Annotated in this window: 12 protein-coding genes; 2 read left to right on the plus strand and 10 right to left on the minus strand. The window is 39.7% G+C overall.

What is annotated here, in order from left to right:
• Positions 1-2 precede the first annotated feature (2 nt).
• The 4 genes from T375_RS10635 to T375_RS10650 form a co-directional block, all read right to left on the minus strand.
• The gene (locus tag T375_RS10635) at positions 3-1,079 is read right to left on the minus strand and encodes an FAD:protein FMN transferase (RefSeq protein WP_044938208.1); all 1,077 of its coding nucleotides are present in this window, start codon (positions 1,077-1,079) and stop codon (positions 3-5) included.
• A gap of 71 nt (positions 1,080-1,150) precedes the next feature.
• Positions 1,151-2,236, minus strand: a complete 1,086-nt coding sequence (locus T375_RS10640; protein WP_044938211.1) for a hypothetical protein — start codon at positions 2,234-2,236, stop codon at positions 1,151-1,153.
• 66 nt (positions 2,237-2,302) lie between these two features.
• Positions 2,303-3,262, minus strand: coding sequence for a polyprenyl synthetase family protein (locus T375_RS10645; protein ID WP_044938214.1), 960 nt, complete (start codon positions 3,260-3,262; stop codon positions 2,303-2,305).
• Positions 3,255-5,252 (minus strand): NAD(P)/FAD-dependent oxidoreductase, encoded by a 1,998-nt coding sequence (locus T375_RS10650; protein ID WP_044938217.1) that lies wholly within the window; start codon positions 5,250-5,252, stop codon positions 3,255-3,257. Before T375_RS10650 ends, T375_RS10645 begins: the two co-directional genes overlap by 8 nt.
• 227 nt (positions 5,253-5,479) lie before the next feature.
• Here T375_RS10650 and T375_RS10655 point away from each other — a divergent pair, with 227 nt between their 5' ends.
• Entirely contained in the window at positions 5,480-6,385 is a 906-nt protein-coding gene (locus T375_RS10655; protein WP_044938220.1) for a UbiA family prenyltransferase, read from the plus strand.
• An 80-nt stretch (positions 6,386-6,465) separates the two neighbouring features.
• On the opposite strand, the gene T375_RS10660 is transcribed toward T375_RS10655, so the two are convergent.
• The 4 genes from T375_RS10660 to T375_RS10675 form a co-directional block, all read right to left on the minus strand.
• Entirely contained in the window at positions 6,466-7,986 is a 1,521-nt protein-coding gene (locus T375_RS10660) for an alpha-N-arabinofuranosidase (protein ID WP_044938222.1), read from the minus strand.
• Between the two features lie 112 nt (positions 7,987-8,098).
• Positions 8,099-8,968 carry a carbohydrate ABC transporter permease gene (locus tag T375_RS10665; RefSeq protein ID WP_081822036.1) on the minus strand — a complete coding sequence of 290 codons (870 nt, stop codon included), beginning with the start codon at positions 8,966-8,968 and terminating at the stop codon, positions 8,099-8,101.
• A 1-nt stretch (position 8,969) separates the two neighbouring features.
• Entirely contained in the window at positions 8,970-9,866 is an 897-nt protein-coding gene (locus T375_RS10670; protein WP_044938225.1) for a carbohydrate ABC transporter permease, read from the minus strand.
• Between the two features lie 60 nt (positions 9,867-9,926).
• Positions 9,927-11,348: an ABC transporter substrate-binding protein gene (locus tag T375_RS10675; RefSeq protein WP_044938228.1), complete on the minus strand. Its 1,422-nt coding sequence runs from the start codon at positions 11,346-11,348 to the stop codon at positions 9,927-9,929.
• A 399-nt stretch (positions 11,349-11,747) separates the two neighbouring features.
• On the opposite strand from T375_RS10675, the gene T375_RS10680 reads away from it, so the two are divergent.
• Positions 11,748-12,668, plus strand: coding sequence for an ArsR/SmtB family transcription factor (locus T375_RS10680; RefSeq protein WP_044938231.1), 921 nt, complete (start codon positions 11,748-11,750; stop codon positions 12,666-12,668).
• Between the two features lie 4 nt (positions 12,669-12,672).
• Here the strand turns inward: T375_RS10680 and T375_RS10685 are convergent, their stop codons facing one another.
• Positions 12,673-12,921 carry a DUF6171 family protein gene (locus tag T375_RS10685; protein WP_044938233.1) on the minus strand — a complete coding sequence of 83 codons (249 nt, stop codon included), beginning with the start codon at positions 12,919-12,921 and terminating at the stop codon, positions 12,673-12,675.
• On the minus strand, positions 12,914-13,861 hold the full coding sequence (locus T375_RS10690) for a glycoside hydrolase family 43 protein (RefSeq protein ID WP_044938236.1): 948 nt from the start codon (positions 13,859-13,861) through the stop codon (positions 12,914-12,916). Before T375_RS10690 ends, T375_RS10685 begins: the two co-directional genes overlap by 8 nt.
• Positions 13,862-13,878: the final 17 nt, after the last annotated feature.

A 13,878-nucleotide genomic window follows, 5' to 3' on the forward strand; every position in this document is an offset into this window, starting at 1 on the left:
AATTACTCTACAATACTTTCTTCAAAATTATCGGAATAATAGATATTCCCTTCGTGGTCCACCCACATAGCCTCAACTCCATCGTGGCTATTTACAAAATCCATACCTTCTTCCAGAGTCATGTTGTACACAGCAGTTGAAAAAGCATCTGCTTTTCCGGAATCGTCTGTGAGAATGGAAACCTGACCAAAAGTATCAGATGGGAAAAGTGTATCTGGATTGATAATGTGACAGTAAACCTTTCCATCAACCTCATAGAATCTTTGGTAATCACCACTTGAAACTACACACTGTCCATCCTGAATCTCAACAGTTTTCAGGTATTCCTGCTCCCCGTCCATATCTGGATTTTGGATGCCAAGCTTGAAATTGGTACCATCGATTCTACCACCAATGCCCTGAACATTTCCACCTAAGCTAAGAAGAACGTTGTTCATTCCCTGCTCCCTGGCATATTCCAAAGTCTTTTGAACTGCATATCCCTTGGCAGTACTTCCAACATCAAGTGACATTTCTGGATCTGAAAGATATACAGTATTGTTTTCATCATCAATTATAAGATTGTTTATATCTGTATGCTCTGCTGCTGCCTCAAGTTCTTCCATTGTAGGAAGTGTAGCACGCTCTGGATCATCCATGCCTATTTCTCTGTGGCGATGCCAGATAGAAAGAACCGAACCCATTGCAACATTAACACGGCCATCAGTTTCATAGTACATTTCCTGGCTAAACTTGAGCATATCGATAATAGCCTGGTCCACCTCTACAGGCGCAACTCCTGCATTATCGTTGATTGTCTTTATATTATTTACACCATCATAATCGTTATAAATATCATATAGATTGTTATAAATGATAAGCTGGTCCTTAAGTTGCTGAGCCATCTCTGCGAATTCCTCTTCTGAATCAGCGTAACCAACAATCTCTGTTCTTGTATCAAATATATCTAAGAATGTGGCATTGTACTTGGTCTTTTCTGTGAGGGCCTCACTCTGACCATCTCCACTAAATTTTATAAATACTATAAAAGCAATCAATGCGACTACTGCTAAGCATCCAAATATCTTTTTCTTATCCATAATCTACTCACTCACAAAAAAATAGAGGGAGTGTAGTAAATACACTCCCTACATTACAAATTGTAAATTAATTACTGTGCACTTGCAACAGCCTTTGTAATAGCTGTGTTGAAATCAGTAATGTGAACTGATACAGAAGCTGCTAAGTCAGCATCTGTTGCACGTCCTTCTTCTACTGCTGTACCGTTTACTTCGTCTACAGTCTTTCCAACTGTGTACTCAGCGTAAGCAGCAGCCTGCTCATTCCACTCCTTGCCAATTGAAGAAGCAGCCTTCATACCGTATGCATCGCCAAGCTCGTTCTTGCTAAGAACATCTGCTGAAGTATCAGCTGTGATTGCACCCTTAGCATCGAAAGTAACCTTAGCCTGAACAGCATCGATAAGTGAGCTTGTGATTACACCATCACCATTTACTGTAAGAACAGAGATTGTTGTGTAAGCCTCAGCTACACCATCAGCATCTGCAGTAGCATCTGTTGACTTTGCAATGTTTGTTGTAAGACCAAGACCAAGCTTATCACCTGCAACTGCCCCACCAGCTACAGCTGTATCCATAGCCTCAAGAACTGCAGCCTGGAAGCCTGTTACATGGATAGATACAGAAGCTGCAAGATCCTCATCACCAGCTTTTCCTTCTGTAATTGCCATGTTGCTAATATCAGATGCTGTCTTACCTACTGCCCATGCAGCAAAAGCATCTGCCTGCTCATACCACTCTTTACCGATTACAGAAGCAACCTTCATTCCGTAATCATCGCCGAGCTCTCTCTTTGAAGGATACTCTGCGTCAAGATCAGATGTAATCTTTCCGTCAGCGCTGATACCAATCTTTGTCTGAGCGATATCGATAACACACTCAACGATTGCACCGTTTGAATCAACTGTTACAGCAGCGATTGTTGCGTCAACCTGTGCTGTACCATCAGCATCTGCAGTAGCGTCTGCTGAGCTGTCGATTGCTACGCTTGTACCAATACCTGTGAGAAGCTCACCTTCTGCAGCAACAGCAGCTGGAGCTGCCTCTTCTGTTGTTGATTCTGTTGTCTCAGTTGCCTGAGTTTGCTCTGTAGCAGCCTCATCTGTAGAGCCACAGCCTACAAATAATGATGCTGAAAGAGCACCTGCGCACATAAGTGCTACTAAACTCTTTTTCATCGTTTCATTCCTTTCCTTAAATAACTTTTGATGAAATATATATTTGGTAGTGAAACCACCCAAATATCACTTTTTAAGACCTACATAGGCCTTTGTAATGAGCCCTTCTAAAATCTCTCTCTTTTTACCGGAGAGCTGAAGCGCTTCTATGGCTTCAACGCCTTTTTTGTAATATTTCTCAGCAGTTTTGTGAGTATATTCTACTCCGCCGTGCTTTGTTACTTCTTTTAAAATTTCTTCTTTAGAAATGAGACCCTTTTCTGCTCTTTCAGCAAGTGATGCATCCTCTTCAAATGTGTGAATAAGAGGAAGTGTTACCACTCCATTTTCAAAATCAGACTGAACTGGCTTTAATGCTGTATCCTCACTCACTTCATAATCGATGCAATCATCTGTAAGCTGAAATGCAATTCCTGTATATCGACCAAGCCTACGATAAAGCTTTATTTCTTTTTCTGTGGCATTGCCAGCCATAGCACCGGCATGGAAAGATGCCTCAAAAAGTGCGGCTGTTTTGCCATCTATGATAGATAGATATCTAAAAGTTCCAAGTCTAAAATTTCTGTTGTTGATATTCTGACGAAGCTCCCCTAAAGCAATTGCCTCTACATATTTTGAAAAATCAAAATCCTTGTATTTATCTGTGTCATCTACACTGGCAATTTCTCTAATAGCTGAAGCCAAAAGATAATCTCCACAAATCACAGCATTTCGCTTGCCGGATTTCTTTTGAAGAGTTATCTGACCTCTTCTGGTATCAGCATCGTCCATGATATCGTCATGAACCAATGTGGCCAGATGGAGAGTTTCAACAGCTGCTGCAAAAATAATTGCATCCCTTGGCACCATGTCGTTTTCATCCATGGCGCATGCCAAAACAGCCTTTGCTCTCATCATCTTGCCTGTAGCCTCTGTCAGATAGGATGTATATCCGCTGATAAGGCTTGGTCCTTTAGTTAAAAGCTTTGCTACTTCTTTTTTTACTTGTTCAAATGCAGTCTCAAAATCCACTACATTATTAGTCATTATATAGATACCACTTTCTTACCCACTTAACGTTCTTCCAATGCTTCTTTAAGAATGGCATTAAGTAGTAATCAATACCGATTGTGTAACCACCACCGATAAGTACTGCAATTCCTGCAAATATCATCCAGAATGTGTTTAAGTATAAGCCTGTTGTTGTAACGAACATTGCCTGAAGTACAAGTGAAACACCTGCTGACAGGAATGTGAAGCATCCACCCATAAGTCCAAGACCAATGAGAATCTGCATAATTACAATAACAATCTGCATAAACATCTGCATACCATCTGAAGCTAATACTGCATTGTTTACGAACCAGTCTACAAATGGAACCTGAATCTTAAATGCAATATCTGAAATAGTTGATGATGCTAAATCAGTTCCAGAAACAAGGATAAGCTCAAATATCTTTAGGTTGAAATCAAATAGAACTGTTCCTGTGCTAACTGCTGCATCTGCTACTGCTGTAGATGCTGAAGCTACTGTATCAACTACTTCTGTTGAAGCTGAAGCAACTGCGTCTGTTGCTGCAGGATCAATACGTCCAAGAAGTGAATCAAACCATGAGTTTGCTCCACCGAAGAAGCCTGCAAGCATTGGTGTTGTTAACCAACCCTCAACAATCTTCATTACACCTTCGAATACCCAAACACATCCAAGCCAGAATCTAAGTGGAACTAATAAAAAGCTTGGTGTCTTGTTAGAAAAATGTCCGCCGAGGAAGCTTCGATTATTTCTAATAGTGAAGAACTCATGCTTTAAGTAGCTAATAATCTTTGTCCATCCCATAACCTGGATGAAGTAAATAATATTGATAAAGTGCTTTGCAAACATAGCGAAGAATGAAGCAAAATTAATCTGATGCTTTGCTAATCCGCCTCTTGCAACACCGTAGCGACCACCTACGCAAACCATTACGCCATGGAACTTAGGATTGTAAGATTCCTTATCATCAGACTTTGTAATCTCAGCCACAATGTTCTTTGCAACTGTAGCTGCTGAATGCTCTGCATTCTCAACCATCTGAGGAACTGGACGCTCCTCGCCTGGAGCTGTAAAGAGCATGTTGTCACCGATTACATATACGTTTTCGTAATCTACTGAACGAAGGTACTCATCTACCTGAATACATCCTCTACCACCGCTCTGTACTCTAGAAGCGATTTCTGATGTAATTTCTGAGCTCTCGATACCTGCTGTCCAGATAACTGTTCCAGCTACATGCTCAGTAACATTGTCGTTCTGCTTGAGCTTGATAGAGCCCTGGCCAACGCCAACAACACTTGTATTCATAACAACCTCAACACCCATCTTCTTGAGACGTCTGTCTACTTTGTTAGAAAGCTTTTCTGGCAAGATTGGTACTGGACGTGACAATCCATCAACATCAACGATTGTAACTTCCTCTCTGTCGATACCAAATCTCTTGCAAAGGATAGGTGTGTACTCAGCAAGCTCGCCTACCATTTCAACACCTGTAAATCCTGCACCTACAACATAGAAGCTAAGAAGCTCTTTTCTTTTTGCAGGATCAACTTCATCAGCTGCCATTCTGAAGCAGTTGTGAATTCTATCTCTGAGGGCTACAGCGTCATCATATGACCAAAGTGGCCAGCTGTTTTCTTTTGCGCCTTCAACACCAAAGTATGTTGGCTTTGAACCAGCTGCAACTACTAAATAGTCGTAATCATACTCTTCTGTTCTACCCTTAACCTTCTGTTCTTTAAAGTCTACATTTGTAACTTCATCTAAAACTACATTTACCTTTCTTCCGGCAAATATCTGCTTTAGGTTCATTTTGATACTCTCTTCACCAACACGGCAAGCCGCTACCTCGTGAAGCTCGGTAAGCATTGTATGATATGGATGCTTATCGATGATAGTGATTTCTGTAAGATCAGCCAGCTTCTTCTTACGAAGCTTCTTTTCAAGTTTCTTTGTGGCAAGAACGCCTGCGTAACCTGCTCCGATTACAACAATCTTAATCATGATTCATTCCTTCCTAGTAATTTCTTTTCTTTAATATTCTCCAACGCATTACTGCGGAACCAAATTGTACCATAATGTATTGTGCGCGACAAGATAGAACTTGTTTAAATTTTCACAAATAGCATTTTGCACTATCTTTTGATTGAAATTTGTGTTATTATTGCCAAGTTTCACAAGACTAACTGCTCGTATAATATAATTACCTAATTTATGTATAGGAGAGATTTATGATTAAGAAGTTTTTAAAGTTTGTTGAGATTCAAACAAAGATTACCAGCACATTTGCTTTTGCAAATACGTTTATGTATATGCTCTTTTTGAAACACCCTATCAATATTCCTTTGATGATTATCTTCTGCATTGCGGCATTTATATTTGATTTAGCCACCACTGCAATCAACAACTATATTGATAGCAAGGATTATCCGGAAATGCTCCCCATCAAAAGAGACCGAGCACTATTTCTTATAATATGTATGCTTGCTGTTAGCACAGTGATGGGACTTTATCTTGCATTTAAAACAGGTATTGTAGTTCTTTTACTTGGAGCACTCTGCTTTGGCCTTGGGATTTTTTACACCTTTGGTCCTATGCCAATTTCGAGAATTCCTCTTGGGGAAGTATTTTCAGGTATTGCTTATGGCATGTTTATTCCATTTTTAATGGTGTACATCAACAATCCTGACAACTATATTGTGTTGGATTATAAGGATGGAGTTTTATCTGTTCACTTTATGCTTTGGTCACTTGTTAGCTTCATCTTCTTTTCACTTATAAACACATTTACAACTTCTAACATCATGGTTGCTAACAACACTTGTGATTTAGAAAAAGATGTTGCTGTAAATAGACATACTCTGATTTTTTACATAGGACAGAAAAATGGCGTACGTGTTTTTGCTACTCTTTACTACTTATGCTACGCCGCAGTGATAGCAATGGTTGCATTAAAAATTCTTCCTATTATTGCCCTCATCTTTTTACTTTCATTTCCTCTAGTAGAAAGTAATATAAGGGTATTTCGTAAAGAACAGATAAAGTCAAAAACTTTTATTACAGCAATTAAGAACTTTATCATTGTTAATACTTCATACTTCATTGCTCTTACACTGTCATTTTTAATGTACAGATAAAATAAAAACCAGCATCAAGCCCCGCTAAGCCTGATTGCTGGTTTTTTATTTATGGAAGGATATGAAAAAGAAGATTATTATTATTTCTTTAATCTTATGCTGACTACTGAGCAAGCTGGCAGTGTAATCTTTAGTCCATCTGAAGTCTTGCTGTAGTCTTTAAACTCTAGTTCCTTTACAACCTCTGGATTATCAAAGGTGTTGTGATCAGCCATCTTACCTGTTACATAAACAGCTTCGCATACGTTGTAAGCGCCGCCGTCTTTTGTAAGCTGAACATCAACATCCTCTGATGATTCAAGAGAGTTGTTTGTTAGGGTAATAGTAATAACACCATCTGCATCCTCTGATACAGACTCGAAAATCTTTGGAAGTTCATTCTTGCCCGAGCCTACTGTTCCGCCGTTAAGTAAATCTGAGCCAAGAAGTGTTGCTCCCTGGTGATGACGATACATCTTGAATACATAGTATGTAGGAGTCTTGATCATCTTTTCACCCTCTGTGAGCATTACTGACTGTAGCACGTTAATCATTTGGGCAATACATGCCATCTTTACTCTGTCTGAATGCTTGTTAAAGATGTTCAAATTCATACCTGCAACAAGAGCGTCACGCATTGTGTTCTGCTGATATAAGAATCCTGGATTTGTACCTGGCTCAACATCTGTCCAAATACCCCACTCATCAATCATAAGACCGATTTTCTTTTCAGGGTCATATTGATCCATGATTGCACCATGATTGTTAATCAGCTCTTCCATAAAGTAGCTACGCTTCAATGTCTGATAGAATACTTCCTCAGTGAAGTCTGTAGCGCTTCCTTTGACATTCCAATCGTCCTCTGTCTCTGGAAGAGTGTAATAATGAAGAGAAAGACCATCCATGAATCCATGGAAATGTTCTGGTGTGTGGTCAAAGCATGTGTCCAAAACTCCCTTTGTCCAATGATAATCATCCACATTTGGACCACAGCAAATCTTTGCTATTGGCTTGTTTCCATTGTAGTTTCTAACGTATGTCTGATAACGTCTATACTCATCTGCATAGTGCTGAGGTCTCATGTTTCCGCCGCAACCCCAGTTTTCATTACCAACACCAAGATAGTCAACTACCCATGGCTCCTCATGACCGTTCTCTTTTCTGAGATCAGCCATTGGAGAAACACCGTTGAATGTCATATATTCCACCCATTCGCTCATTTCGCGAACAGTACCAGAACCTAAATTTGCATTGACGTAAGTCTTACAGCCAAGCTGTCTACAAAGCTCGAAGAACTCGTGAGTACCAAAGCTGTTGTCCTCAACTACTCCACCCCAGTGAGTGTTAATCATCTTCTTACGCTTTTCCTTTGGACCAATTCCGTCCATCCAGTGATACTCGTCAGCGAAGCATCCGCCTGGCCAGCGAAGTACTGGAACCTTCATTTCTTTAAGAGCTTCTACAACGTCAGTACGCATTCCATTTACATTAGGAATGTCGCTATTTTCGCCTACGTATAAGCCTTCATAAATACAGCGTCCCAAGTGCTCAGAAAAATGTCCGTAGATTTCTGGAGCAATGGTGCTCTTCTTGTTTTCGTTATTAATAACTAATTTAGCCACTGGCTATCCTCCATTCCGCCTGTTACACTCACAAGCATTATGAATTCTCCGCTCAGTTATTCTTCGCTTGAGAATTATAATAGCTTGTTAGTTACAGGCTCATCTAAATTTTTTAGCCCTTAACAGCTCCTGCAGTCATTCCGTCGATGATGTACTTCTGGAAAATAAGGAAGATTACGAAGATAGGTAAAATTCCAAACATTGATCCAGCGATAAGTACATCGTAGTTGTTGCCGTATGGTGTAAGCAATGTATTAAGTCCGATTGGAAGTGTAAACTTCTCTGCTCCCTTAAGTACTAAGAGTGGCCAAAGAATCGCATTCCATGAACCCATTGCACAAAGGATACCCATTGATGCGAATGCTGGCTTTGCAAGAGGAAGGATGATTCTTACTGAAATGCCATATTCTGAACATCCATCAATTCTTGCTGCATCAAGCAAATCCTTTGGCAGTCCTGATAAGTACTGCTTGAAGAAAAAGATAGTTGATGCGCCACAGATACCTATGATGATTACACCTGTGTAAGTATCAATAAGCTTTAATGCAATAATTTCCTTGTAAAGTGGAAGCATTAAGATTTCGAAAGGTACCATCATTGTTGCAAGTACGATTGTGAAAAGTAGATTTTTGAATCTGAACTCATACATTGTCAGTCCATATGCAACAAAGTAACAAACTATCAAAGTAAGTGCTACCGAAATAATGGTAATTAATAACGAATTCTTGTACCACATGAAGTATTTAATACTGTCAGCATTGCCGCTGAATAAGTATTTGTAGTTATCAAGGTTCATTGTAGAGAGGTTTAAATCGATTGAAAGACCTCTACGAATAAGCTCTGTACCAGGTCTAAATGAAGCAAGTAAACCTGCAAATACAGGGAAAATAATGATTAAACATAGGATTACAAAAAATCCTGTTCCAAGTATTGTGCCTACCGTTCTCTTAGGAGTGCCAGACATTGTCTTTTGCTTTGACATATTAATCCTCTCCCTTCTTGAATGTTCCGTTGAATATAAGCTGAGCAAAGTTGATGATAAGAGCAACGATAAGAAGTACTACACCTACTGCACATGCATAACCCATATCATTCTTTTCAATACCACGCTTGTACAAATATCCAACAATTGTAAGTCCAATATTGTTTGGTGATGAATTTCCTGCCCATAACATGTATGACTCCAGGAACATTGCAAGACCGGCATATACTGAAATTGTAAGTACGTAAACTGTTGTTGGCTTAAGAAGAGGAAGTGTTACGAACTTGAACTTCTGCCAACCTGTAGCTCCATCAATATCGGCTGCTTCATATAAAGAGCTGTCGATTGATTTGAGACCTGACAAGAAGTAAAGCATGTTTACACCTGTCCATCTCCAGCAAGCTACGATTAAGAGGGCGAGCATACCTGACCAGCCCATCTTTAACCATTTATATGTTCCAAGGCCTAAAGCCGCTGTAATCATATTCATCTGACCTGTTGTGTACTCAGTAAACATCAGGCGGAAAAGTGTACCAGAAATAACAACTGATGTTAATGCTGGCATGTATAAAATTGCCTTCCATACGCCCTTTGCCTTTACCAAATGACTATCAAGCAAAACTGCAAAAAGCATAGGGAATGGAATTAATAATACTAATGTAAAGAACATGTATTTCACACTGTTCCATACAGCAATATGAAATACCTTATCCTGTAATAACTTTGAATAGTTAGCAAACCCAATCCATTCCGATTTAATTGCCCCAATATCCTGAAAGCTCATTGTGAAAGCCGTGATAAGAGGATAAACCCAAAAGAAGAAAAAACTTAATACAAAAGGTAAAACAAAAACGTATGGTGCCACCTTCTGAGAATATAAAAAGTTCTTGATTTTCATAATGCACCTTTCTCCATCTTTTAAAATAGGGCCGCCTAAGCGGCCCTTAGTTATAATTTCCTATTGCTCCATATCAATTGCATCCTGTGCTTCCTGAAGTGCATCATCAATTGAGTAATCTGGATCTTCAAGTACTTCGTTAAGTGTTGTTGTGCAGAAGTACTCATTGATTGTTGGGCTGATAGAAACTACTGAAATCTTTCCAATGTTGTCCATTCCGATATCAGCTAATACATCATATGGATAGTTGATGAAGAACTGGTTGTACTGGTTGTTCTCATCATGTGCGAATGCATCATCTGTCCAAAGAGCTGCGTTACATACGTCAAATCCAAGTGTATCCCAGATGTGCTGCTCGCCTTCTTCTGACATCTTTGCCCAGCAAAGGAACTCTGCTGCAAGATCAATATTCTCAGACTGCTGTGTAACAACTGTACCTGTACCACCAATACCTACAGAACAAATCTGGCCTTCCTCGAATACAGGGCACTTAGCAATGTACCAGTTACCTGATTCCTCTGGCATGTAGTTTGTGAAACGTGACATATACCACATTGCCTTAGGGAATGAAACGATGTTTCTATCCATAATGTTCTGGAAGCCTGCCTCAAGGTCAACATGTCCGTCTGGAGAAACCTCTGCAAGACCTGACTTTAACCAATCCTGCTGCATTGAAAGCATGTTCTTAACTGAATCAAGCTGAACGTTTGCTGGATCATCGAAACCGCCTGTCCAGTCATCACCGTACTCAGCCATTGCAATCCAGAGCCAATCAACACCGCCTGTATCAACTGATGTCCAGTACTTACCTTCCTCAGAAACAGATCCTAAGTACTCTTCACCAAGTGCTGCATAATCATCCCAAGTCTTAACTGCATCAATCTTAGCAATTACTTCATCCTGTGTAAGTCCCATAGCTTCTGACATTGCAGCTACGTTGTAGTACATTACTGTAGCACCTACGTGGTATGGAGCTCCGTAGTAGTTACCATCCTCACCCTGATATGTTTCCATACGAGCTGTAACCATTGTATCAAGGTAATCAGCAGCGTAATCATTTAATGGTACAAGCCACTGATCAAGACCTTCAACTACGTTAGGGAACTGACCAACTTCTACGTCACAGATATCTGGAGCACCTGTGCCAGCTTCAAGAGCTGTAAGAAGCTTTGTGTGCATATCGCCATATGGATATGTTGTACATGTAATTTCGATTGTGTTGTCTGGATGCTGCTTGTTCCACTCCTCAGCCATAACACCGTAGTGCTGACCGTGAAGCTCAACGAATGTCCACATCTCTAAGTGTGTACCATTTGGATCACCAAATGTGTTTGTTACGACCTCAGATTCTGCTGTTTCCTCAGCAGCTTCTTCTGTAGCAGCATCAGGATCTACCCCACCTTCTGAAGCGCCACCGCAACCAGCAAATAAACTAGCTGCCATTGATGTGCAAAGAAGTGCACTAATCAATTTCTTCTTCATTCTTCTCCTCCTTTTGTAAAAAAGAAATGTTGTAATTGTTTCAAGCTTTTATAAATAGTACAATTAACTGAGGCTTGGTAGTTAATCTACATATTTTTCTAAAAGCTCATTAACTATTATGGTTTAATTATAACCTGCCACTACAGCAAGTCAATAATTATTTTAGATTTTTCTAAAGTAATTTGGATATTCTTTTAATATTCACAAAAAAGACACGGATGATTTAGCAATTATTAACAAGTTGTTTGTCAATTCAGGCTTTGAAGTGTATATTTTTATTAATAAATTTATCTTTTGTTAAAATAATAGAATTCTAAAGCTCAACTATATTGACACCCATTTTGTTAAATTTTATAATTAAGAGTAATATTTTAAGAAATCATAAAAAGGAGAAACGTTATGATACACATAACTTCCCTGGATGATGGAGTCGAGCTTTTTAAAGCCTTAGGTTCTGATGTTCGTATTCAGATTCTAAACATACTATTAGAAAACGACCGCATGAGCATGAATCAGCTTGCTACTCAGCTAAATCTTAGCAACGGCGCTCTCACTGGTCATATTAAAAAGCTTGAAGAATGCGGACTCATCTCCACTTCTAACGAATCTGCCAGTCACGGCAATTCAAAGCTATGCTCAGTAATTCAAGACAAAATAGTCATAGAAATAGAAAAACCACTTGATTTAGCAAACGTATCTACTACAGATATTAAAGTGGGACAGTTTTCAAAATACGACATTTGCCCAACTTGTGGCCTCGCCAACAGTGCATCTGTTATTGGTGAAATCGATGATGCAAGATACTTTGCTCATCCAGATCATTTCAATGCAGATATCCTCTGGTTCACAAAGGGTTACGTAGAGTATGCTTTGCCAAATCTCGTTCCTAGCAACAACAATATCACTCAGATTTCCATCTCATTTGAGATTTCATCTGAAGCACCAGGTATTGACAACAATTGGCCAAGTGATATTTCTTTTTCTATCAACGATCAAAAGGTTGGTATGTGGACAAGCCCTGGGGATTTCGGTGGTGAAATACTTGGAATGTTTACACCTGATTGGTGGCCACCAAACTGGAATCAGTATGGTCTCTTAAAGCTTCTTGTTGTAAATAAATTTGGAACATTTATCGATGGTCTTCAGATTTCAGATATTACAATAGACGATTTGAAGCTCAAACCTGGACAGCCACTTGATTTCCGCATCGCCGTTGAAGACGACGCAGAGCACATTGGTGGTGTCACACTGTTTGGTAAGACTTTTGGTAACTATGGTCAGGATATCAGAGTATCCATCAACTATAGCCCAATCAATTAAATATCTACCATGATTTACGTGGACAATGGGCAGCCTTCATGGCTGCCCTTAATTCTACATAGCATCCGCAGGACATGCATGTACCTGCATTTAGCTGGACGCAATTTTTACAGAGGGCCAGGCGGCGCTCATATTCTGAATCATCCACCTGGTCCTGTGCTTTAAGTTCATTTTTGTATTTTTCAATCATTTCAGCATCCGCTCTTGTCATATCTCTAAGCAGACATCTTGCACAAACTCTGTTTTCAATCATAATTAAACACTGGTCTTCCATCCCGCCAATCAAACTTCATAAGCATTGCATGGCGATTTGGATTGTAAAGTGGGTCCCCCACAATCTCTGTTTCTGTTCTAGCGTGATAAACAAGGATATCATTGCCCTCTTCATCTACTGTAAATGAATTGTGACCTGGGCCATATACCACATGCTCTGGAGATGAAGCAAGAACTGGATAACGCTCCTTTTTCCAAGATAATGGATCAAGCAAATCACTATCTGCATCTGCTGTAAGCATACCCATGCAATAGTTAATACCTGTATCACTTGCAGAGTAAGTAACGAAAATCTTGCCGTTGCGCTGAAGTACTGCAGGGCCTTCATTTACCCAATAGCCATGACGTTCCCAGTCATAATCAGGTGTAGTGAGAAGTACCTGTTCTGTTTCTAACGTATATCCGTTTTTCATTCTAGCAATATAAAGGTTAGAAATCTGCTTACCTACGCTAACTTTCTCTGCCCAAATATAATACCATTTTCCATCATTTTCGAATACTGTTGCATCAAGAGAAAATGCCTCAAATGAAAACTCATCACTATCAGCTCTTGTCATTTTGCCCTTTTCAATCCACTTGTCATGAATAGGGTCATCTCCCTGACACTCAAGGACATATGGACGAATCTTCCAGATATCCTCTACCTCTCCACCTGCATAGTAAATGTACCATTTACCAAAAAGATAATGTAGTTCAGGAGCCCAAATGTGCTTAGACATTGGGCCACTTTCATGCTTATGCCAAATTTCCACTTCCTCAGCGACCCCAAGGCCCTCCAATGTGTCGCTTACACGCAACACAATTTTATCGTATTCAGGCACAGAGGCAGTAAAGTAATACTTGCCATCTGTGTGTCTGTATACATATGGATCTGCTCTCTGCAAAATCCATGGTTTATTGTATTCAAAATTTTTGTCCATTTTCACTCTCCACCATA

The sequence above is a fragment of the Pseudobutyrivibrio sp. LB2011 genome (genome assembly GCF_000701765.1).
GTDB classification, from domain to species: Bacteria; Bacillota; Clostridia; order Lachnospirales; family Lachnospiraceae; genus Pseudobutyrivibrio; species Pseudobutyrivibrio ruminis.